This is a genomic window from Microbacterium sp. NPDC058062 (assembly GCF_042885375.1).
Classification (GTDB): Bacteria; Actinomycetota; Actinomycetes; order Actinomycetales; family Microbacteriaceae; genus Microbacterium; species Microbacterium trichothecenolyticum_C.
On sequence record NZ_JBHVSC010000001.1, the window covers coordinates 82,125 to 104,817 of the forward strand.

General features: G+C 70.1%; 16 protein-coding genes and 1 other RNA gene. 7 read left to right on the top strand and 10 right to left on the bottom strand.

Translation table 11 applies throughout. The features are described 5' to 3' along the window. Window positions 1-207: 207 nt before the first annotated feature. Window positions 208-1,032 (top strand): serine protein kinase RIO, encoded by an 825-nt coding sequence (locus ACFVSU_RS00380; RefSeq protein ID WP_387136633.1) that lies wholly within the window; start codon window positions 208-210, stop codon window positions 1,030-1,032. A 7-nt stretch (window positions 1,033-1,039) separates the two neighbouring features. Here the strand turns inward: ACFVSU_RS00380 and ACFVSU_RS00385 are convergent, their stop codons facing one another. From ACFVSU_RS00385 to ACFVSU_RS00395, 3 genes are all read right to left on the bottom strand, one after another. Continuing rightward, window positions 1,040-2,110 (bottom strand): substrate-binding domain-containing protein, encoded by a 1,071-nt coding sequence (locus ACFVSU_RS00385; RefSeq protein ID WP_387136635.1) that lies wholly within the window; start codon window positions 2,108-2,110, stop codon window positions 1,040-1,042. Window positions 2,111-2,209: 99 nt separating this feature from the next. Beyond that, a complete protein-coding gene (locus ACFVSU_RS00390; protein WP_387136637.1) occupies window positions 2,210-5,317 on the bottom strand; it encodes an NPCBM/NEW2 domain-containing protein in 3,108 nt (1,035 codons plus the stop codon). 188 nt (window positions 5,318-5,505) lie between these two features. Next, window positions 5,506-9,360, bottom strand: coding sequence for a S8 family serine peptidase (locus tag ACFVSU_RS00395; RefSeq protein ID WP_387136639.1), 3,855 nt, complete (start codon window positions 9,358-9,360; stop codon window positions 5,506-5,508). Between the two features lie 124 nt (window positions 9,361-9,484). Here ACFVSU_RS00395 and ACFVSU_RS00400 point away from each other — a divergent pair, with 124 nt between their 5' ends. Beyond that, a complete protein-coding gene (locus ACFVSU_RS00400; RefSeq protein WP_387136641.1) occupies window positions 9,485-10,459 on the top strand; it encodes a transcriptional regulator TrmB in 975 nt (324 codons plus the stop codon). 8 nt (window positions 10,460-10,467) lie between these two features. Here the strand turns inward: ACFVSU_RS00400 and ACFVSU_RS00405 are convergent, their stop codons facing one another. Further along, a complete protein-coding gene (locus ACFVSU_RS00405) occupies window positions 10,468-10,800 on the bottom strand; it encodes a hypothetical protein (protein ID WP_387136643.1) in 333 nt (110 codons plus the stop codon). Further along, a complete protein-coding gene (locus tag ACFVSU_RS00410) occupies window positions 10,797-12,110 on the bottom strand; it encodes an MFS transporter (protein WP_387136645.1) in 1,314 nt (437 codons plus the stop codon). Before ACFVSU_RS00410 ends, ACFVSU_RS00405 begins: the two co-directional genes overlap by 4 nt. A gap of 25 nt (window positions 12,111-12,135) precedes the next feature. Here ACFVSU_RS00410 and prfB point away from each other — a divergent pair, with 25 nt between their 5' ends. The 4 genes from prfB to smpB all read left to right on the top strand — a co-directional run bounded on the left by prfB (window position 12,136) and on the right by smpB (window position 15,957). After that, window positions 12,136-13,248, top strand: a complete 1,113-nt coding sequence (prfB, locus tag ACFVSU_RS00415) for a peptide chain release factor 2 (protein WP_387136647.1) — start codon at window positions 12,136-12,138, stop codon at window positions 13,246-13,248. 85 nt (window positions 13,249-13,333) lie between these two features. Continuing rightward, window positions 13,334-14,476: a cell division ATP-binding protein FtsE gene (ftsE, locus tag ACFVSU_RS00420; protein WP_387136649.1), complete on the top strand. Its 1,143-nt coding sequence runs from the start codon at window positions 13,334-13,336 to the stop codon at window positions 14,474-14,476. After that, window positions 14,473-15,387: a permease-like cell division protein FtsX gene (ftsX, locus tag ACFVSU_RS00425; RefSeq protein ID WP_387136651.1), complete on the top strand. Its 915-nt coding sequence runs from the start codon at window positions 14,473-14,475 to the stop codon at window positions 15,385-15,387. The genes ftsE and ftsX overlap by 4 nt, the downstream gene beginning before the upstream one ends. Before the next feature lie 93 nt (window positions 15,388-15,480). Beyond that, complete coding sequence (gene smpB / locus ACFVSU_RS00430) at window positions 15,481-15,957, top strand: SsrA-binding protein SmpB (RefSeq protein WP_045296901.1); 477 nt, start codon at window positions 15,481-15,483, stop codon at window positions 15,955-15,957. Window positions 15,958-15,961: 4 nt separating this feature from the next. On the opposite strand, the gene ACFVSU_RS00435 is transcribed toward smpB, so the two are convergent. The 4 genes from ACFVSU_RS00435 to ACFVSU_RS00450 form a co-directional block, all read right to left on the bottom strand. Beyond that, entirely contained in the window at window positions 15,962-17,434 is a 1,473-nt protein-coding gene (locus ACFVSU_RS00435) for an MFS transporter (RefSeq protein ID WP_387136653.1), read from the bottom strand. Window positions 17,435-17,508: 74 nt separating this feature from the next. Beyond that, complete coding sequence (locus tag ACFVSU_RS00440; protein WP_387136655.1) at window positions 17,509-18,849, bottom strand: M20/M25/M40 family metallo-hydrolase; 1,341 nt, start codon at window positions 18,847-18,849, stop codon at window positions 17,509-17,511. Then, window positions 18,846-19,523 (bottom strand): SIMPL domain-containing protein, encoded by a 678-nt coding sequence (locus ACFVSU_RS00445; protein ID WP_387136657.1) that lies wholly within the window; start codon window positions 19,521-19,523, stop codon window positions 18,846-18,848. The genes ACFVSU_RS00440 and ACFVSU_RS00445 overlap by 4 nt, the downstream gene beginning before the upstream one ends. A gap of 28 nt (window positions 19,524-19,551) precedes the next feature. Next, complete coding sequence (locus ACFVSU_RS00450) at window positions 19,552-20,364, bottom strand: siderophore-interacting protein (protein WP_387136659.1); 813 nt, start codon at window positions 20,362-20,364, stop codon at window positions 19,552-19,554. Between the two features lie 170 nt (window positions 20,365-20,534). Here ACFVSU_RS00450 and ssrA point away from each other — a divergent pair. After that, window positions 20,535-20,905: a transfer-messenger RNA gene (gene ssrA, locus ACFVSU_RS00455) on the top strand. A gap of 79 nt (window positions 20,906-20,984) precedes the next feature. On the opposite strand, the gene ACFVSU_RS00460 is transcribed toward ssrA, so the two are convergent. Beyond that, complete coding sequence (locus tag ACFVSU_RS00460) at window positions 20,985-22,676, bottom strand: glycoside hydrolase family 13 protein (protein ID WP_387136661.1); 1,692 nt, start codon at window positions 22,674-22,676, stop codon at window positions 20,985-20,987. Between the last annotated feature and the right edge of the window lie 17 nt (window positions 22,677-22,693).

The window sequence follows — 22,693 nt, forward strand, 5'->3', positions numbered from 1 at the left end:
CTGTGTCTGCGCACCGGCGCAGGGTGGATCCGCCGGATGCCCTCGGCTAGAGTGTCGCGGAGTCGGTGCGAGCGTCCTGCCGCACCCGGACCGGAGGGAGGAAGAACGATGGCTGTCTCTGTCGCGCCTCGCAACCCCACCCCCTTCCGCGAGGTCGCCCGCACGCGTTGACCTGTCGGCGACCTCCTCTCCTGGAGTGTCCTACCGATGTCATTCGAACGCTTCGACGCGTCCGCATCCGTTCTCTCGCCGGATCTCGAACCCGGCCCCGATCAGCGCTGGTCCACGTGGCCGGCGTCTCCGCCGACCCAGCGCGGGCCGCTGCCGCACCCGGAATGGGTCGTCACCGCGTCCGGCGCGTTCGACACCGAGCTCGGTGTCGTGAAGACCGGCAAAGAAGCCGACGTGCACCTCATCGAGCGCGCGGTGCCCGGCACCGCCGGCGTGCTGCTGGCCGCCAAGCGCTACCGCAACTCGCATCACAGTGACTTCCACCGATCGGGAAGCTACGAGGAGGGGCGCACCATCCGCAACACCCGCGACGCCCGAGCTGTGAGTCGCAGGTCGGCGTACGGGCGCTCGGTCGCCGCCGGCCACTGGGCGGTGAGCGAGTTCGATGCGCTCTGCCGCGCCTGGCGCGCGGGGGTCCCGGTGCCGTACCCGGTGCAGGTGAGCGACACCGAAGTGCTCATGGAGTTCGTCGGCGAGGGGCGAGCGGCGGCGCCACGACTGGCGCAGAGCCGGCTGCACGGAGAGCAGCTGCGCAGTGCCTTCGACCAGGTCGTCGGCATCCTCGAGGCGTTCGCGCACGCCGGATTCGCGCACGGCGACCTCTCGCCCTATAACCTGCTCGATCACGACGGCCGTGTCGTCGTGATCGATCTCCCGCAGATCGTCGACGTCGCCGCGAATCCGCAGGGCCTCGACTTCCTCCACCGTGACGTCGTCAACGTCTCGACGTGGTTCACCCGTCGCGGGCTCGAGAACGACCCCGAGGAGGTGTTCGCCCACCTCGTCGCGATGCTCTGGTGAGCGTGCGTCAGGTGGAGTCGCGCACGTTGATCGTCGGAGTCAGCTGGACCTGCTGCGAGGGCGCGTCCTCGCGCTGCTCGAGTCTCATCAGGCACGTCTCGAGCGCACGGCGCCCGACGGCGAGCTTGGGCGGTGCGATCGCGGTGAGCGGCACGCTCGCGAACGACGCGATCTCGTCGTCATACGCGACGATCGCGAAGTCCTCCGGCACCCGCAGCCCGCGCCCCTCGGCGATGCCGAGCAGCCCGACGGCGAGATCATCGGGCAGGACGATGGCGGAACGGATGCCGGCGGCCAGGCAGTCGTCGAGGAAGGCGCGCAGCACGTCCGAGGTCGAGCCGTCTCCCCAGCGCGGTGAGGGCGCGGTGGCCACGGGTGCGTCGACCATGCCGTGGCGGCGCGTGGCGCGCGCATGACCGAGCGCGACCCACGGCGCCGTGGCCGTCTCGCGCAGCAGCAGGCCGACCCCTCGATGCCCGCGCTCGGCGAGGTGGTCGACCGCGAGCTCGGCGCCGAAGCCGTGATCCGAGCGCACCGAATCCACCCGGAGGGTCGTCGGCACGCCCTCGGGGGAGCGCTCCACCAGGACAACCGGGGTGCGGATGCCGGCGATCGTCTCCCACGTCGCGGTGTCCTCGATGCCGGGTCGGGCGGTCACGAGCATGATGGCGTCGGCGCCGGCGGCGTCGAGCCGCGTGAGCTGATGGATCTCTTCGCGGGGGTCGTAGTTGGTGGTGCCCAGAACGATCCGGATGCCCGCGCCGCGCGCCGCCTCACCCACCCCGCGGATCAGGGGAGGGAAGTAGTAGGCGGCATCCGGCACGATGAGCCCGATGGTCGCCATCGGGCGCGACGACGTGCCGATCCGACGGCTCCCGGTGGCGGGGGCGTCCGCGGTCTCGGGCAGCACAGCCCCTCCATGCACGCGGCGGATGAGTCCTCGGTCGGCGAGTACGGCGAGGTCGCGCCGGATCGTCATGCCGCTGAGACCGGACCGCCCGGCGAAGTCCGCGACCTCGATGCGCCCCCGCAGGACGATCTCGCGGAGGATCCGCTCTCGGCGCTGCTCGGCGATCATCGGCTCACCCCAAATCTCTCGATGTCCATCATGCGCGACCGGCCGGCGTGCCGCGTGGCCGCGGGGACGGTGCGCGCACCGCCCCCGCAGCGCCGCGGATCAGCGGCAGTCGACCCCTGCGTACGGCACCGTCGTCGTGGTGCGGGCGCCGTCGCCTGTCGTCGCCACGACCCGCGCCTCACCGTCGGCGAGGGAGTCGCGGATCTTGAACAACGAGCGGGTGTCCTTGCCCGGGTTGAGCTTCGCCTTCACGTCGTCTCCGAGCACGGTCTTCACCGCCACCGTGACGGGCGCGCCGTGCTCGTTCGCCACCGTGACATGCACCCAGGCGTTCGGACCGCGGCACTCGGTCGAGACCTGCACCGCGGTCGGCACGGCGCTGCCGGTGAGCTCCATCGCGAACAGGGTCAGGCCCTGGCCGGTCACCGGGTTCCCTTCCGGCAGTGTGACGCTCGCAACCGGCTTGCCCGAGAGCGGGATCCGCTGGGCGAACACCGACGCGGGCGCCGCGATCGTCGAGACGGTGCCTCCGAGGTACGGCTTCGTCCGCTGGAGGTACGACGTGGCGCTCGCGAGCAGCACCGTGTCCGCAGCATCCGTCGACGCATCGCTCCAGAGCGGCAGTGCGAGCTGCACCCGCTGGGTCGTCCCGTCCGCGTAGTGGACGGTCGCGGTCCCCGACGTCGCGACACCCGCCGAGAAGCCGGCGACGATGAGCTCGTCGCCCTCGCCCTCGAGCGACACCCGCTGGCCGGCGACCTTGATCGCGTCGGGTGTGCCGACCGCGGTCGGGTGCCAGTCCAGCTCGGAGCCGAACGCCGTGGCCTTCGCGCCGACCGCGAGTCCCGCGTCGGCCAGCGCCTCGGCCGAGAACACCCGGAAGTCCGCGGTGACGGCACCGTTGCGCGCGTTCGCGGTGGAGGCGACCGCCGTCTGGTTCACGAGCGCGTCGAACGGGAGCGGTGCGACCTCGACGCCCGATCCCTGGTACGCACCGATGTTCGGCGTCGCCGGGATCGGGTTGCCGAAGAAGTCGCGGTCACCGGCGTCCGAGATCGGCACGCCCGCGCCGAGGAGCGGCGAGCCGACGGCGAGCTGGTAGCCGGGGAGCGCACGGGTCAGCTGCCCGCTGCCGGCGGCGATGAGCTGCGGGTCGCCCACGACGGCGCCCGTCTCGGTGGACACCGGCTGGATGCCGCCGAAGTACGCGTTGTTCGCGTACACCGCGTTCGCCGTCTTGAACGTGCCGCCCTGCGAGATGAAGATGTTGTTCTTCACCTGCCGCGGCGCGGTCATGTCGTCCTCGAAAGGCCGGTTCAGGCACGAGAACGTGTTGTTGTAGATCAGATGCTGACCGGGTCCGCCGCTGGCGCCGCCCAGGCGGCAGTCGTCCTGCGACACGTTGTACCGAAGGATGGCGTTCGCGGTCGTCGATGCCGTGCCGCAGCCGGAGATGCAGTCCAGGTAGAACCCGCCGGCGTTGCCGTACGAGTAGTTGTACTGGAACGTGCAGCTGCCCTTGATCTTCATGTCGCAGTCCCACGCGGTCGAATCGTAGGTGGACGCGACGCTGTTGCCCACCACGTTGTACTGGAACAGCGGGTCGACGGAGTTGTAGGGCCACATGCCGGCGAAGTTGCCTTTGAGGAAGGGGTACTCGCCGTGTCCGAGGTCGATCGCCGAGTTGTACTCGATGACCGGCTTGTCGGAGTTGTGGATCACGATGCCGTCGCCGCCGACGGCGCGGATGTCGTTGCGCGCGACGTAGACGTCGGTGTTGTAGTGCTTGGTCGTGTCGGGCGCCGAGAGCTTGATGCCGCCGGCGGCGGTGTCGTTCACGACGTTGTCGGTGACGGTGATGCCGTCGAACCAGCCGATGCCGTCGCCGAGCACCGAGATGCCGGCCGAGCGCGAGAAGGCGTTGCCGAGGCTCGTCTTGTCGGACCAGCCGGCGACCTTCTCGACGTGGTTGTGCGTGAGCACCACTCCGCTGCGCTTCGAGCCGTCGTTGATCTCCGAGAGGATGCCGACGCGTCGCTGGTCGGGAGTGCCCGGGTTGATCACACGCATGCCGTCGACGGTCCAGTTGCTGACATTGAGGAGGTGGATGCCGGCGAGCCGGCCGTCGCCGTTGATGGTGGCGGGTGCGTCGCCGTCGCCGTAGGGGGAGACGGTGATCGGCGCGGTGCCGAGACCGGAGCCGGTCGGGGCGAAGGTGCCCACGCACTCGGAGCCGCGCTTGAAGCGCACGGACTCGCCGGGCTGGAACGGCTGCACCGCCGCGAGCTGGTCGAGCGCGGTGAACGGTGCGGCCTGGGTGCCGGTGCCGGCGCCGGTCGCCGAGCAGTCCACGAAGTAGACGGTGTCGGACACGGCGACGACGTGGGCCGCGAGCTCTCCCTGCGCGATCGCGCCGAACAGCGACTCGGCGCGTGCGGTGATCGCGTACTCGCCCGCAGCGGTGCCGGCGGGCACGACGAACGACGCGGTGGCGCGGCCGGCATCGTCGGAGTTCACCACGACCTCGGTGCCCGCGAAGCCGACGGTCACCGGTACGCGCGCGCCCGCGCCGTCGACGGTGACCGCGACGGGAACGCCCGGGGCGAGCAGCGAGAGGTCGACGTCGTTCGAGGTGATGGTCAGCGGCTGTGCGAGGTAGCCGTCCGTGCAGTTGATGCGGAGGTCGGCCCAGTCGGCGTGGTCGTTGCCGTTGCCCTCGGCGCCCGGCTCGGCGATGAGTTCGACGGTGCTCGCCCCACGGAGGTCGAGATTGAGCCGGCCCGCGGGGTCGGTGCCCTTGCGTTCCATCCGGAACTTCTCGGCACCGTCGACCTTCACCACGAAGTCCACGCGCCCCTTGCCGGACTGGCTGTCGTCGATGCCGACGTAACCCAGCAGCTGCGTGCACTGCTGCGTGAGGTCGTACACGATGCGCGCGGGCGCGTGCGTGCCCAGTCCCTTCGGGAACTTCGTCCCGCGGATGGACTGGATCGCCCGGTCCACATCGGGCACAGCACGGGCGCCGTTGTTGTAGTCGCGCTCCACCGGACCCCAGCCGTTGTCGGCCGAGACCCAGTCCAGATCGCTGGCGTAGTGCACCGCGCCGCCCAGACCGTCTGCCGCCATTGCCGCGGGGGCCTGAAGACCCCCGAGACAGAACGCGCCGACGGTCGCTGCGACGAGCAGCTTCATCCGCTTGGTGGGCAAGATTCCTCCTCGAATCACACGGCCCGCCGCCGGAGTGACGGGGGACCGCGAGCCATCGTTCCAGCGGGTGTTCGAATTGGCGATCGAAATGAACACACCTGAACATCGAGGGCGCGTTCGGAGGCGCGACGGACCGGAGAACGACAGAGACCCCGGCGCGCGTGCGCCGGGGTCTCTGGACTGGTGGACTAGCGGACGCCCTTGGCCGGTGTGGCCTCGAACGCCTTCTCGATCTCCTGCGTGAAGGTGTTGCCCGCGGCGTCCTTCGCCGTGACACGGAGGTCGACCCAGCCGCCCTTGTCGGACACCGGGATCTCGGCCGAGTAGCCGCTGACCCATGCGCGCGACACCGCGAAGATGTCGCCGTCACCCTCCACCGCGCCGGTGGGGGCATCCGTCTTCGCGCTCTTCAGCGCGACCTTCACCCACTCGCCGCCCGCGGTGCGGGCCTCGAGCGTCGCGTCGGTGATCGCACCGGCCGGTGCGGTGCCGGCGACGTGGCCGAGCTCGAGGCCGAGCGGGACCGCTGAGCCCTTGCGGCGGCCTTCGCCGACGCGGTTCTCGTCGTTCACGTCGACGTCGTAATACGCCTGGATCAGGGGGAGCAGCCGGTAGTCCCAATCGCCGAGTTTGCCCGACGCGCGGAAGCTCCAGTCGCTGACCGTCTTCGTCGACCCGGCGAGGTGCGAGCCGTCGTGCGTCGCGGTGCTGACCACGCGCCAATCGTGCTCGCCGTCGGGCAGGTCGAACACGTTCGCGCCCTGGTGCTCCTTCTGGGCGAAGAGCTCCCCGTCGAGGTAGATGTCGGTCAGCTGCTGCACCGTGGACGGCTCCGTCCACGTGTCGAAGGTGCCGGTGTGCTCGCCGTCACCGCCGTCCGCCCAGCTCGGGATATTGATCTGGGCGTAGTCCGACACGAGGTACGGCATCCAGAATCCCGTGCCGACGTAGGGCCGCACGACGCCGCCGTAGTAGTCGGCCTGGGTGCGCTCGCCGCGGTCGTAGGTGCGCTTGATGTCGCGCATCTCCCAGCCGACCGAGGTGATGAACGCCCCCTGGTACCAGCGCAGGCCGTCGGTGTTCACCCATTCCTCACGCTCGGTGCCGCGCTGCGTGCGCAGGGGGAACCCGCTGCCGTACTCCGCACCGGGCACGAAGTCGTACCGGAATTCGCCGATCTCCTCCGCCTGCCCGATGTACCGGGTGTCGATGCGGGCGAGATCCTTAGCGCTGTGGCGGTAGGCCATGTCGGCCGGGATCTCACCGTCGCCGAAGTGGGCGATGTCATAGGTCACCTCGGAGGTCGGCTCGCCGACGGCCGAGAGCGTGACCTTCTTGTGGCCGCTGAGCTGCTTGAGCAGCTGGCGCCCCTCGACACCGCTGATCGCGGCGACCGGGATCCCGACGTTCGTCGTGAAGTCCTCGGAGCCGACCCATTCGCTGAGCTCTCCGTCGCCGTCGTTGACGACGATCAGCAGCTTGGCGCCCGCGGCGGCCGCGTTCGCGGCGCGAGCGGATGCTGAGACCTCCGCCGACCGGGTGACCACAGCGATCTTGTCCTTGACTCCTCCTGCCGCGAACTCCTCGACGCTGCCCTTGCCGGCATCCACGGCTGCCGCCTTGAACGAGCCGTCGAGGAACGTCGAGCCGATCTGCACGATGAGGTCGAGCGGGGTCTTCCCGGACGCGACCGTCAGCATCGGCGTCTGCAGACGCCAGCGCGTCGCCCACGAGAAGTCGGCGTCGTCGACCTTCATGGGCTGCGCCCACATCTCGTCGGTCCACACCGGCATCATCGCGCTCGCCGCGAAGTCGTCGACGGTCACGTCCATGCGCCGGAACACCTGGTCGAGACCCTTCTGGCCGACGTCGACCGTGACCTGCTTCGCCGTGCGCGCGTCGAGCGCGACCGTGCGGTTCTGGTCGAGCTCGAGCGTCGGCTCGCCGACGAGGACGCTCGCGATCGTGTCGGGCGTGCGGTTCAGCTCCATGAACGACATGACCGTGTAGTCGCCCTTCATGAGGCGCAGCGTCGTCTCGCCTTCGACGAGCACCGGCTCCGCCCACTGGGTCGCGGGATCCCACAGCATCGCGTAGGTCGTCGTCGGGTTGCCGTCGAAGTCCGTCGCGGTGAGCGTGAGGTCGTACCGCTCGGCCTCGGCGATCGTGCCGAGGGCGGTGCGGGTGACCGGGTCACCGTCGACCGACGCCACGAGCATGCCCGACAGCTGCGTGCCGGCGGGGACCTTCGCGGGATCCACCGTCAGCGTGACCGCGCGGCTCTCGCCCGCGGGGATCGTCAGAGTGTCGACGTCCATGGTGAGCGCATCGAACGCGATGCCCGCCGACAGCGGGCCCGGCTCGCCACCGCCGGCTCCGGGCGTGGTGTCGCCGAGGTTCGCGGCGAGGCTGACGGTGGTCTCGGCATCCGTGCGGTTCGTGTACTGGACCGTGCGCTCGACCGGCGTCGGCGTCTCGCCCCACATCAGCATGCCGAAGTCGCCCGATCCGGCGGCGATGATCGGCGCATCGAGTGCGGCCGCGACGTTCACGACACCCGTGCCGCCCTGGTACGCGGAGTACCCGACATCGGTCGTGGTGCTCGCGATCGCGGCCTTGAGCTGGTCCCTCGTGTACTCAGGGTTCGCGCTCAGCAGGATCGCCGCCTCGCCCGCGACGTGGGGCGTCGCCATCGACGTGCCGCTCATCGAGATGTAGGCGCCGTCGCCACCGCTGTCAGCCGATCGTGCGGCGGTCACGTCGTTGCCCGGCCCGGTGACGTCGGGCTTGAGCGCGCCCGAGCGGGCGAGCGGGCCCTGGCTCGTGAACCACGACAGGGCGCCCGACGGGTCGTCGACCGAGCCGACGGTGAGCGCCTGCTCAGCCGAGCCGGGTGCGCCGATCGTCTCGGGTGCGCCGGCGTTGCCCGCCGCGACCACGAACAGCGCCCCGGTCTCCTGGGAGATCTGGTTGAGCGACTCGGCCATGAGGTCCTTGCCGTCGGAGGCCTGCGTCGAGCCGAGGCTCATCGAGACGATCGGGGCGTTGTGGCCCGCCCACTCCATCGCGTCGATGATCCACGAGTCCTGGCCGTAGCCGTCTGCGCCGAGCACCTTGCCCACGAGCAGCTCCGCGCCGTCGGCCACGCCGCGGTGCGTGCCGCCGCTGGCGGCGCCCGTGCCCGCGATCGTCGAGGCGACGTGCGTGCCGTGACCGTTCGGGTCCCTGTCGACCTCTTCGCCGGGCACGAAGCTCTTCGAGTCGGCGCTCACGTGACCCTGCAGGTCGGGGTGGGTGTCGTCGTAGCCGGTGTCGAGCACGGCGACGGTGACACCCTCGCCGGTGTAGCCCTCGGCCCACGCCTCCGGGGCGTGGATGTAGGGCACGCTCGAGTCGAGCGTCGCGCGCACCTTGCCGTCGAGGTGGATCGCCTCGATGCCTCCGCCCAGCGCCGGCGACGCCGAGAAGCTGTGGGCGGTCGGGACGGTGAGCGCCTGCCACGCGGATGCCGCATCGCCGTGTCCCAGGGTGGCGGCGGCGCCGCCGATGCTCTCGAGCGGCGTCGTCACCTCGAGACCGGGGACCGGCGCCGAGATGGACCGCGCCGCCGCCCCGGTCTGCTCGACGATGATCGGCGTCGCGTCGACGGACGCGTCGTCGTAGCCGTAGTCGATGAGCAGCGAGACGTTGAACAGGTCGGCGTCGAGTGCCCCCGATGCGAGGTACGGCAGCGCGGCGTCGGGCACCACGTGCAGGTCGCCCGCCGCCTCATAGGTGCGGGCGCCGGCGCCGTCGACAGCGGTGTCGATCGAGACGGCGTGGGTGCCGTCGCTCAAGTCGGTGACGGTGACGCGGTCACCCGTGATGAGGGTGACGGAGTGGGAACTGCCGGCGACCGCCCGTGTGGTGGGGGAGTCGTCTGGGGCGGAGGTGGCGGCCGCCGGCAGGGTGGTGAGGCCGATGCCTGCGATTCCGATCGCCAGGCCGCTTGTGGCGGCGACGATCGGACGGAGGCGAGGGCCGAAGGGCTGGGGTCGTGACATGCGCGAGCCTCTCGGTGTGTGGGGATCCGTGTAACCCCCACCTTCCTGCGCTGAGTGCATAAAGTGGATGGCGGAGAAATGCCATGGCCTGCATCCGCCAATGTCGGTGGGTGACGATGAACACGTGGAGAAGGTCGCCGTGCTCGATGCGCTCGGTCTCGACGAGGCCCACACTGCGGTCTACCGGTTCGTGCTGCAGCAGTCGTCGGCGTCGACCGCGGAGATCGCATCTGGCCTGAGCATGTCGCTACCGCGCACCAGGCCGATCGTCGCCGAGCTCGAACGCCTCGGCCTGCTCGCCCGCCAGGCCGCGCGCAGCGACCGGTTCGTGGCGTCGCCGCCGTCGATCTCGCTCCGCCCCCTGCTGCTCGAGCGCGAGCGCGGGCTCACGCGCGCCCACGAGGCGCTCGTCGAACTCAGCGACATGTACCGGCGTTCGGCCGAGCAGCGCAGCGTCGCCGATGTCGTCGACGTCGTGATCGGCGATGACGCGGTGCGCCAGCGCGTCGCGCAGCTTCAGGCTGCCTCCGTCGAGCAGGTGCGCGTGCTCGTCCTGCACGAGGTCGCGCTGGTGAGCGGCGAGGAGAACATCGAGGAGGACCGCGCGCTCGCGCGTGGCGTGCGGTATCGCGTGATCGTCGAGAACGCGGTCCTCGAACGCCCGGGCTTCCTCGACGCAGCCCGCGAGATGGCCCAGATCGGCGAGGAGATCCGGGTGCTGCCCACGCTGCCCACGCGGATGTTCATCGCGGACGACCAGATGGCGCTCGTGCCCATGCACTCGCAGGCCGAGGATCAAGGATTCGGGGCGCTGCTCATCCACCCCAGCGGTCTGCTCGACCTCGTGACGTCGATCTTCGAGGAGTACTGGCGGGCCGCCACCGAGTTCCTCCCAGTCGCCGCCGTTCCCACCGCCGACGCCGTCGACACCGACCTCCTGCGCCTGCTCCTTCTGGGGGTGACGGATGCTGCCGCCGCCGCGCAGCTCGGGATCTCACTGCGCACCGTCCAGCGCCGGGTGTCCGAGCTGATGGAGACGGCAGGGGTCACCACGAGGATGCAGCTGGGGGCGGAAGCCGTGCGCCGGAACTGGGTGTGACGCGTCTGCTACCAGCCGTGGGCGTTGAACCACTCGCCGCGACGCCGGGCTTCGGCATCCGTCTCGCCCTCGTCCGCGGTGTCGTGCCCGATCAGGCGACCGGCGTCGTCGAGCGGGATGAACCGCAGGCACACCGGGCACAGCGCGCGGCCGTCGGGGAAGCCGTCGGCGAGGGGTGCGGCGGGCTCGCCCGGCTCGCCGGAGCCGGAGCAGCGGGCGGGATCCGCCCCGGCATCCGACCACATGATCGCGCGGTGGCGGTGCAGTCCCGCGTGCCCGAGGGGACGCGTGCAGCGCCGCCCGTCGTTGCGGCTGCGGCAGTAGCTCACGACCTCGCTCACGCGCGGACCCGCGGGACGTGGCGCGGCACCCACCGCACGAAGGCGAGCGCGCCGACGAGACCGATCGCGCCCATGATCCCGGTCGCGACGGAAAGGGACGCGACGGCGGCGATGCCCGATACGAGCAGCGGTGCGACCGCGCCCCCCGCGTCGGTGAGGGTTCGCCACGAGCCGAGGAAGGGGGCCGGGTCGGCCTTGGGCGCGACGTCGGCGCCGAGGGTCAGCAGGATGCCGCTCGACAGGCCGTTGCCCACGCCCAGCACCGCCGCGAACATCGCGAACCACATCGCGGCCTGGGGGAGGTCGTGCGTGAACGCGAGGGCGACGAAGCCCGCACCCATGAGGATCATGGCCGGCAGTGCGGCCCACAGTCGCCCGAAACGGTCCATGACCTGGCCGCTCGCGTAGAAGAGGGCGAAGTCGATCGCGCCCGAGATGCCGACCACGAGGGCGATCGTCTGCGCGTCGAGGCCGATCGACACGCCCCACAGCGGCAGCACGACCTGGCGCGCCGAGCGGACGGCGGACAGGGATGCCGCGGCCAGGCCGAGCGTCGACAGCACACGGCGGTGGCGCCACATGGTGCGGATCACGCCGGTCCCGGGACCAGCGCCGGAGGTCTCCCTCCGCGGAAGGCGGATCGAACCGGTGACAGGTTCACCCGTGTCTTCCGTGTCGACGGAAGCGTCACGCGCCGCCTGCTCCTGCGGCATGAGGAACTGCTTCTCGGGGTCGGGGCCGAGGAGCACGAGGAGCACCGTGGCCACGAGGCATCCGCCGAAGAACCAGATCGTGGCGTGCTCGTCGCCGAAGAGGGCGAGAAGGCCCGCCGCGACGAACGGTCCGACGAACATGCCGAGGCGGAACGTGCCGCCCAGCAGCGACAGTGCGCGAGCGCGGAACGAGAGGGGGACGCGGGTCGTCATGAACGAATGGCGGGCCAGGCCGAAGGCCGCGGCGCAGAAGCCGATGAGGAAGACCGCGAGGGCGAAGATGCCGAGCGACGGCGCCAGCGCCATGCCCACCACCCCGCCGAGGGAGATGACTCCGGCGATCGCCATGGTCAGCCGCTCGCCGACGCGGGCGACCGCCCAGCCGGCGGGGATGTTGCCGCAGAGCTGCCCCACGACCAGCGCGGAGGCGACGAGGGCGGCGGTCGCGACATCCGCTCCGAGCTGTGCGGCGATGACGGGGATCAGCGGGATGACGGCGCCCTCGCCGAGCGCGAACAGTACGGTGGGGCCGTAGACCATCGGCCCGAACCGCCACAGCACGTCACGAGCGGTGGGGGAGCCTGCGTGATCGGTCATCGCTTCCACGTTAGTCTGGAGTGTCATGCTCGACTTCGATCCCTCCGCCGACATCCAGGCCCTGCGTTCCACGTTCGCCGACATCAAGGCCGTGGTCGACGTCGAGGCACTCAACGCCGACATCGCCCGACTCAGCGAGGAGGCCGGCGCCCCCAATCTGTGGGATGACGTCGAGAAGGCGCAGAAGGTCACCAGCGCCCTCAGCCACCGCCAGGCCGAGCTCAAGCGCGTCACGGACGTCGAGCAGCGCCTCGACGATCTCGATGTGCTCGTCGAGCTCGCCAACGAGATGGACGACGAGGACTCCGCCGAAGAGGCGCGCCACGAGATCGCCGAACTGGAGGACATCGTCAGCCAGCTCGAGGTGCAGACGCTCCTCGACGGCGAGTACGACGAGCGCTCCGCGGTCGTGACGATCCGCTCGGGCGCGGGCGGCGACGACGCCACCGACTTCGCGGAGATGCTCCTGCGCATGTACCTGCGCTGGGCGGAGCGTCACAAGTACTCGGTGAAGGTCATGGACACCTCCTACGCCGAGGGAGCCGGCATCAAGTCGGCGACGTTCGAGATCGACGCCCCCTACGCCTACGGCACGCTGTCGGTGGAGGCCGGAACGCACCGCCTCGCGCGCATCAGCCCGTTCGGCTCGGCCGACAAGCGCCAGACGTCCTTCGCGGCGGTCGAGGTCATCCCGGTGATGGAGGAGGCCGTCGAGGTCGACATCCCCGAGAACGACCTGCGCGTCGACGTCTTCCGCTCCTCGGGCCCCGGCGGCCAGTCCGTCAACACGACGGACTCGGCGGTGCGCCTCACGCACATCCCGACCGGCATCGTCGTGTCGATGCAGAACGAGAAGTCGCAGATCCAGAACCGCGCCGCCGCGATGCGCGTGCTCCAGACCCGCCTGCTCCTGCTCAAGCGCGAGGAAGAGGCGGCGAAGAAGAAGGAGCTCGCGGGCACGATCACGGCGAGCTGGGGCGACCAGATGCGCTCGTACTTCCTGTACGGGCAGCAGCTCGTCAAGGATCTCCGCACCGGCCACGAGGTGGGCAACCCGGCCATCGTCTTCGACGGCGACCTGGACGGCTTCATCTCCGCCGGCATCCGCTGGCGCAAGCGCAAGGACGACGACGACTGATCCAGCCCGCACTCGGCGAACCGATGCGCAAACGATGAGTGTCGCTGGACCGGGGCCGGTGGCGTCCGCATAGGCTCGTTAGGCCATGATCCGGTTCGAAAACGTCACGAAGCGCTTTCGCGGCACTTCCAAACCCGCCCTGAGCGATGTCGACTTCGAGGTGCTGCGCGGGGAGTTCGTCTTCCTCGTCGGTGCGTCGGGCTCCGGCAAGTCGTCCTGCCTCCGTCTGATCCTCCGCGAGGAGACGCCGTCCGAAGGGCGTGTGGTCGTCCTCGGTCGCGACCTGCGCACGCTGTCGAACCGCAAGGTTCCGTACTTCCGGCGCCACGTGGGGGCGGTCTTCCAGGACTTCCGGCTGCTGCCGACGAAGACCGTGTTCCAGAACGTCGCGTTCACGCTGCAGGTCATCGGGTCATCGCGGGGCTTCATCCAGCAGGCGGTCCCCGAGGTGCTCGCGCTCGTCGGCCTCGCCGGCAAGGAGAAGAGGTTCCCGCACGAGCTGTCGGGCGGTGAGCAGCAGCGCGTCGCGATCGCGCGTGCGCTGGTGAATCGGCCCCAGATCCTGCTCGCGGACGAGCCGACCGGAAACCTCGACCCCGCGACATCCATCGACATCATGCAGCTGCTCGCGCGCATCAACGCGGGCGGCACCACTGTCGTGATGGCTACGCACGAGGCGGGCTTCGTCGACCAGATGCAGCGCCGCGTGATCGAGCTGCGCCACGGCGAGATCATCCGCGACGAGCGCCACGGCGGGTACGGTGATCGGTCGAGCCTGCCGAGCCTCGCTCCAGAGCCGGAGCGCGGCGCCGCCGCGGTCGCCGCCCTCACCGCGGTGCTCGAGGTGCAGCGCGAGGCCGCGATCGCTGCCGCCGCAGGCCTCGATCCGACGGCCGTGCAGGATGACGAGGAACTCGTCGGCGTGGAACCGGATGCCGCGTCGCCGGCCGCCGGTGTCGCGGCGGCTGCGGCCGCCGCGGCAGCCGCTGTCGCCGTCACGGCCGCAGAGGCGCAGCAGGCGGAGGACCTTGCGCAGGCCCTCGAGGAGCCGGTCGTCGAACCCGCGCCCGCGCCCTCAGTCGAGGCATCCGCTCCCGCGAAGCCCACCCACACCCAGCCGATCCCGCTCGTCGACGCCGTCGAGCTGCAGGTCGAGGAGCTCGGTCTCGCCGATCGGCTCGGCCTCGGCGCCACCGATCCTGACGACGAAGTGGGGCCCACCTCATGAGGTTCGGACTCATCATGTCGGAGGCTTTCACGGGCCTCCGGCGCAACGTCTCGATGGTCGTCTCGGTGGTGCTGGTCACCTTCGTGTCGCTCACGTTCGTCGGTGCGGCGATCCTCATGCAGATGCAGATCGGCACGATGCGCGACTTCTGGGTCGAGCGCGCGCAGGTCGCGGTCTACATGTGCACCAGCATCTCGACGCCCGCGACGTGCTCGAACGGCGAGGCGTCGCCGGAGCAGGTCGAGGAGGTGCGCGCGAAGCTCGAGGGCAGCGCGCTGGCGCCTCTCATTCGCGACCTGACGTTCCTCGACCACCAGCAGGCGTACGACGAGCTGCTGCAGATCGCCGGCGAAGAGAACGCGAGCGTGATCACGCCCGATCAGGTGAACGAGACGTTCCGCATCACGCTGGTCGACCCCGAGCAGTCGGACGTCATCATCGAGGCCTTCAGCGGCATGCAGGGGGTCGAGCTGGTGAAGGACCAGATGCAGTACCTCGATCCGTTGTTCTCGGCCCTGACGATCGCCACCTACATCGCGGTCGGCATCGCCGTGCTCATGCTGATCGCCGCGGTGCTGCTGATCGCGACCACCATCCGGCTCTCCGCGTTCGCGCGAAGACGGGAGCTCGGGATCATGCGACTGGTCGGGGCATCCAACCGCTTCATCCAGACTCCGTTCATCCTCGAGGGTGTCTTCGCGGCGCTGCTCGGATCCATCCTCGCCAGCGCTGCGGTGATCGCCGGCGTGCACTTCGGCGTGAACAACTACCTGCGCAACCGCGTCGACTTCGTCACGACGTGGGTCGGCATGGCGGACGCGTGGCTCGTGGTGCCCGTCCTGATCCTGGTCGGTGTGGTGCTCGCGGCGCTGTCGGCGAGCTTCGCGATCCGCAGGTGGCTGCGCGCGTGATCGTCGGCCCCTCCGCAGGGGTAGACTGACAGGCTGCCGTCCGCCCTTCGACAGGCTCAGGGACCAGCAGGCCGGCATCAGCGAGGAGACATCATGCCCAGGGAACGCGGGGAGAAGGTCGTGGCGACCAATCGTCGCGCGCGCCACGAGTACGCGATCGAGAAGACCTACGAGGCGGGCCTCGTGCTGACCGGCACCGAGGTGAAGTCGCTGCGCGAAGGTCGCGCGAACCTCTCGGACGGCTATGCGTACATCGACAACGGCGAGGCGTACCTGGACGCGGTGCACATCCCCGAGTACTCGCAGGGCCACTGGACGAACCACTCGTCGAAGCGCACGCGCAAGCTGCTCCTGCACAAGGAGGAGATCGTCAAGCTCTCGCACGCCATCTCGGCGGGCGGCTACACGCTCATCCCTTTGAAGCTGTACTTCTCGGACGGCCGCGCCAAGGTCGAGATCGCCGTCGCCAAGGGCAAGCGCGAATTCGAGAAGCGCCAGACGATCCGCGAGCGCGAAGACAAGCGCGAGGCGGAACGCGCGATGCGCTCGCGCAACCGCCTCGGCGAGTAGAGGCTCAGCTCACTGCTTCCGCCGCGTCCGCGCCGTGCGCGGCACTGTCGCTGAACGCCGTCTTCGGGACGAAGCACAGCAGCACCGCGGCGGCCAGCGCGGTCACGCCGCACACCACCCACACCGTGACATAGCCCGAGAACGATCCCGCGGTGCCCTCGGTCGCCGCGCCGGTCGCGCCGTGCAGCAGCGCGATGCCGAACACGCACGATGCGATCGCACCGCCGACGGTCTTGACCGAGTTCGTGAGACCGGTCGCGACACCCGTCTGGGTGGGAGGGGCGGCGGATGCTGCGGCCGCGGGCAGCGCCGCGACCAGCGCTCCCGACCCGAGGCCGACGACCACCATGTTCACGATGACCTGGGTGTAGGTGTCGTGGAACGGCAGGAACATGAGGAACCCGATGCCGACCAGCGTCGCCGCACCGATCAGGGTCAGGCGGGGCGCGGTGAGCCGGGCGATGAGCGGGAACAGCAGGGCGCCCGTGATCATCGCGATGAGGTAGACGCCGATGATGAGCGAGGTCTGGAAGCCGGTCGTGCCCAGGCCGTATCCGTACACCGATGGGTCGGTGCGGGCGAAGGTCGACAGCGGGGCCTGCGCGCCGAGCACGCTCACACCGAACAGGCCGGCCGTGAGGAAGACGGGCCCGAGGGCAGGGGAGCGGAACATCCGCACATCGATGAGCGGATCGTCGTGCCGGAGCTCCCACAGCGCGAAGGGCACCACGAGCAGCACTCCGAGAGCCGTGACGAGCCAGGCGATCGGATCAGCCGGGCCGTTCAGGCGCAGCAGGCTGAGGCCGCCGGTGAAGGCGACGAGCGCGAGCGAGATGAGCACCAGGCCGACGTTGTCGAGGCGGCCGCCGGTCGGTTCGGGCGATTCCTTGACTCCGAACAGGATCACGAAGAAGCACGCGACGACGAGCAGGGCGGGCACGAGCAGCACGATCCACAGCGGCAGGCTGTCGATGAGCATGCCGCCCACGAGGGCACCCGTGATGGCGCCCATCTCGAGCGCCGCCACGAGGAATCCGGCGGCTCGGGCCGTGATGGTCGCCCGGCCTTCCATGCGCCGTGAGCGCGACCAGATCAGGGCGATCTCCAGGGGCAGCCACACGACGTAGAACCCCTGGATGGCCCACGCCGCGAGGAAGACGCCGAACGAGTCGGTGAAAGGCAGGACGAGGGATGCCGCGGCCGTGATCGCCGTCGAGATCACCAGCATCCGCTTGTGCCCGACCATGTCGCCGAGCTTCGCGAACGCGGGGACGACGAGCGCGGAGAGCATGAGCTGCGTGCCCTCGAGCCAATTGACGTCGGCGTCGTGCACTCCGAGGTGACGGGCGATGTCGGTGAGCATGGGCGTGTAGAAGCCCTGGATCACACCGCTCGTGAACTCGACGAACGCGAGGAAGCCGACGACTCCCGCGAGCGCGCCGATGGTGACGCGTGAGGACACGGCGCTGCGCGTCATCGGTGCTCCTTCGCTCGGGCCCCAGACCCGGTCACTGCTGCTCCGCCTCGGGCATGCCGAAGGCCGGGTGCGAATCACTCTAAGCGCTGGAGGAGGGTGCGGTGGAACAGCTCACCCCGCTCGAGCGCGGCGATCTCGACCCGCTCGTCGACGCCGTGGATCGAGGCGCGCTGCGCCTTGCTCATCTCGAGCGGTGCGAAACGGTAGACCGCCGGCGAGAAGCGGTGGAAATGCCGCGAGTCGGTGGCCGCCATCATCACGTACGGAACCGTCGCGGCGTCCGGGTGCGACACCTTCACCGCATCTGTGATCAGCGCGAACTGCGCGTTCTCCGTCGACGACTCCGGCGACGGTCCGTCGCCCTCGAGAACCTCGACCTTCACGTGCCGGTCCGCGACCCGTTTGCGCACCCGCTTCACGGTGCTCTCGACGGACTCCCCGAGCGCGATGCGGAGGTTGAGCGTCGCCGATGCCTGGGACGGCAGGACGTTCGCGGCCGTGCCGCCGGACTGCATCGTGGCGGCGACCGTCGTGCGCACCAGCGCCGCGGGCTCGCCGCCCATCGCGGTGAAGGTGCGCGCGGTGAGCCACGGTGCCCTCGACAGCAGTCGGTACAGCGCGCGAGGGATGCCGCCCGTCCGGGTGGCGAAGAGCTCGAGCATGCGCGTCACCGCCGCCGGCGTGCGCGCGGGGAACGTCTCGGGCGACAGTCGATCGACCGCGCGCGCGATGCGCCGGACGGCGGTGCGGGCCGGGGGAGCGGACGCGTGCCCGCCCTCGCCGCGGGCGCTCAGACGGAGCGTCAGCACGCCCTTCTCGCCCACGCCCACCATGGCCGCGGTTCCGCGGACGAAGGGAAGCGGCGCGTCCACGACCGCGCCTCCTTCGTCGAGCACGAGCCACGGCTCGACGCCGCGATCCCTGAGCGTCTCGGCGATGATGCGGGCGGCGCCACCGAACGTCTCCTCGTCGCCCCCGAACGACAGGTACACGTCGCGCACCGGAGTGAACCCCGAAGCCAGCAGGTTCTCGACGGCATCCATCACGACGACGAGCGGTCCCTTGTCGTCGAGGGCGCCGCGGCCGTACACCCAGCCACGATCGATGCGCCCCTCGAACGGCGGGTGGGTCCAGGCGTCGCCCTCGTCGACCGGGACGACGTCGAAGTGCGCCATCAACACGGTGGGCTGCTGCGCGACGCGCCCGCGCCACCGGTAGAGGATCCCCAGTTCGCCGATGCGCTCGCGCTCGAGGTGGGCGTGGACGAGCGGGTAGAGCTCGACGAGCAGGTCGGCGAACGCATCGAACGGTCCCTGCCCGCGTTCGGCGCGCTCTGCCGACACGGTGGGCAGCTGGATCATGCGCGACAGTCGTTCGGCGATGCCCGCGCGGGGCACGACGTCGGCAGCGCTCATCGGGCGGCGAACCGGGCCTCGACGGCCGCCGAGATCACGATGTCCTCGGGCTGGAGCTGCACAGCGGGCCCCCCGCCCGCGGCGTCCGAGGCGAACGACGCCTTCGCCATGAGCATGCGGGGCGCCGGTGCCGCCTCGGGGCCGCTCTGCTGAGTCAGCAGTCCCACGTCGGCGAGTTCGACGGCGGTGACATCGGCGAGTCCGAGCGCCCCGGCATACGCGCTCGCTCGTGCAACAGCCACTCCCACGGCCTGCGTGGCGACTTCCCGTTCGACGGATGCCTTCGTCTCGGGGGTGAGCTTCCACTCGATCCAGCCGAGCTGCACACCCTCGCGCTCGGCGACCTCGCCGGCCCACCACGACAGCACCGCGAAGTCGGTGAACGTGACGGAGAAGTCCACGGTCGCGTAGTGCACGGGGGCCAGGCGCTTGCCCTCGTTGTTCCAGGGGCGCTCCGACCACACCGACACGCGCTGGCTCGTCCACTCGGTGACGGTGCCCGCGGACTTGCGCGAGGCGAGGTCATCGCGCACCGGCTCGGTGAGCGCGGCCATGCGCTCGACGACGGCGCCGCGCTCGGGACCTTCGGCGCGGATGGTCAGGTGCGCGATCGCGCGCTCGGGGGCGATGCGGGTCTCGTGCTCCCCGCGGACCGTGATGACGACGTCGCTCATGCTCAGACCCTAACCCGTGACCTGTGCGTCAATCGGGGAAGATCTGCCCGACCGGGAGGCGCTTCTCGGCCTGGAACGCGTCCTCCGTGCGTCCGTACGCCCAGTACGCCGACAGCGACAGGTCGGCGCGCGCGACGCCGCGCTCGAGCAGGAGCGGCCGCAGCGACTTCATCGCACCGCGCTCACCATGTGCGAAGACCTGCACGCGGCCGGCCGGCCAGGCCGCAGCATCCACCGCCGAGACGAGCCGGGCGCCGGGAGCGTCGTGGTCCTCGTCGACCCACTGGACGACCACGCCCGACGGCACCTCGATCCGGTGCGCCGGCGAACGGGTCTCGATGATGGTGGTCACCGCCGCGTCCGCGGGCAGCGCCTCGAGCGCAGACCAGATCGCCGGGATCGCCGACTCGTCGCCGATCAGCACGTGGTGATCCGCGGTGAGGTCGGGCGAGTACCCCGCTCCGGGGGACGACATCGTCAGCCGGTCGCCGGGCTTCGCGTTGGCGGCCCACGGCCCGGCGATGCCGGTGCCACCGTGCACGACGAAGTCGATCTCGATGGTGCCGGCTGCGGCATCCACTCGCCGGATCGTGTAGGTGCGGATCGTCGGCAGCTCGTCGAACGCCACCGTCTCGCGCAGCGTGGCGAGGTCGTACGGCGGCTCGAGCGCGCTGCCCGCCGGCGGGAAGTACAGCTTCGCGTACTTGTCGGTCTCGGGCCGGTCGGCGAAGTCGGCGAACTCGTCGCCCGCCAGCGTCACCCGCACGAGGTCGGGTGAGAGCCAGACGCTCCCGGTCACGAAGAGGGTGGTCTGCGGGCGCGCGGCACGAGGTGAGGTCACCCTTACATGCTAGGCAACGGATGCTGCATGCCGGCCGGAGCCGGCCAGGAATGGCGGGGAGGGCGCATCCGTTGTATCCTGATGTGCTCGGATGCTTCGGCGCCCGAGTCTTGGCAACTCCACAGTGTGACAACGGCCCTTCGCGAGAAGGACACCTCGAAAGAGGCAACGGGGATGATCGGTTTCGACATCGCCTGTGAATCTGCGTGAAGCGGGCCGAGGATGCAGGGTTATCTCGTAAACGCTCCTTGCAAACCAATAACTGCCGAAAAGAAGCAGTCCGCGTTCGCCCTCGCTGCCTGAGCAGCGAGCCCGACGCCGTCAATCCGTGACTGATCCCGTCACGGGTATTGGCGTCATCTAGGGATCTTGCTGCGTGACGTCGCCTGAGCGTCACGCGGGACTCTTTTCAGGATGGGCTTGTCGACTTAGGTGTCTGTGACAAAGGTCGGAGCCGAGTAGAACGATTTCATAGACTGCGCCCGGAGAAACCGCAGTTACCCAGCGATGGACGGGGGTTCGATTCCCCCCATCTCCACTGCCGTTGTCATACAGAGTTGGAGCCCCGGTCCCCGCGAGAAATCGCGAGGACCGGGGCTTTTCTTGTCACGTGGACGAGGTCACGCCCCGGCGATCCACATGGTGGTCTCACCCGGAAGCAGGCGTCCCTCCACCGGGCCGCTCGAGAGCGAGACCTGCGGCCCCGCCGGCAGTGCGAACGGCTCGGCCCCGAAGTTCGTGATCACCGTCCAGCCGTTCGGGCGTCGGAAGGCCAGCACGTCCTCGCGCCCGGTGTCGATCCACTCCAGCGACTCCCCGGTCTGCAGCACGTGGCGCAGCGCCAGCGCGTCGCGATACAGCGACAGCGTCGAGGCGGGGTCGGCGTCCTCCACCGAGACCGCGGACTCCGCGAACCACGCGGGCTGCGGCAGGTGCGCGCCGCCGTCACCGAAGCCGTACGAAGACCCCGAAGCCGACCACGGCAGCGGGACGCGGCATCCGTCTCGTCCGATGTCCTCGCCGGGGCTGCGGAAGAAGGTCGGGTCCTGCCGCTCGGCGTCAGGAATCGCGGCCACCTCGTGCAGGCCCAGCTCCTCGCCCTGATAGACGTACGCCGAGCCGGGCAGCCCGAGGACGAACAGCGTCGCCGCCCGGGCCCGACGCAGTCCGCGTAGCGCATCGAGCACGGGCTCGGTGCCGCCCGACAGCAGCCATTCGTTGCCGTGCTTGCGCGTGGGGCGGCCGAAGGCGTCGCGTTCGGCGTCGGGCAGGCCGTACCGGGTGGCGTGGCGCACGACATCGTGGTTCGACAGCACCCACGTCGTCGACGAACCCGAGAGCGCGGCGAGGTCGAGGTTGTCTCCGACGATCCGGCGGAACTGGGCGGGGTCGAAGTCGGCCTCGAGCAGGTCGAAGTTGAACGCCTGCCCCAGGCTCTCGGAGCTCGCGTAGAGCGGGATGCGCGACGGCTCGACCCATGCCTCGGCCACGGCGGTGCGCGGCGGGTCGTACGAGTCGAACACCTGCCGCCACTCGGCGTAGACGTCGTGGACGTCGTCGCGGTCGATCATCGGGTGGTTGCCGTCACGGGGCATCGAGTCGAGCGCTGCCTGCGAGGGGAGCGGGTCGACGAAGTCCTTCGTGAGCATGTGGGCGACGTCGATGCGGAAGCCGTCGACACCGCGGTCGCTCCAGAACCGCAGCGTCTTCACGAAGTCGGCGCGCACCTCGGGATTCGACCAGTCGAGGTCGGGCTGCTCCACGGCGAAGTTGTGGAAGTACCATTGCCCGTCGGCGACCCGCTCCCACGCCGGGCCGCCGAAGACCGACACCCAGTCCGCCGGGGGCTCGGAGCCGTCGGGACCGGAGCCGTCGCGGAAGATGTAGCGTCGACGAGCGGCGGAGCCGCGCCCGGCGGTCAGGGCCTCCTGGAACCAGGCGTGCTGATCCGACGTGTGGTTCGGCACGATGTCGACGACCACCTTGATCCCGGCGTCATGGAGCGCAGCGAGCAGCTCGTCGAAGTCGTCGAGGGTGCCCAGTCGCGGATCGACGTCGCGGTAATCGGCGACGTCGTACCCGCCGTCGGCGAGCGCCGACGGGTAGAACGGACTCAGCCACACCGCGTCGATCCCGAGCTCTTTCAGGTACGGCACCCGCGAGGTGATGCCGCGGATGTCGCCGATGCCATCGCCGTCGGCGTCCGCGAAGCTCCGCGGATACACCTGGTAGACGACCGCCTGGCGCCACCAGGCGGGCAGTTCGAGGTCGTGCTGGTCGGAGGAGGAGGGCGCGGAGTGCACAGTCGTCACGGGGACGCTTTCCTTTC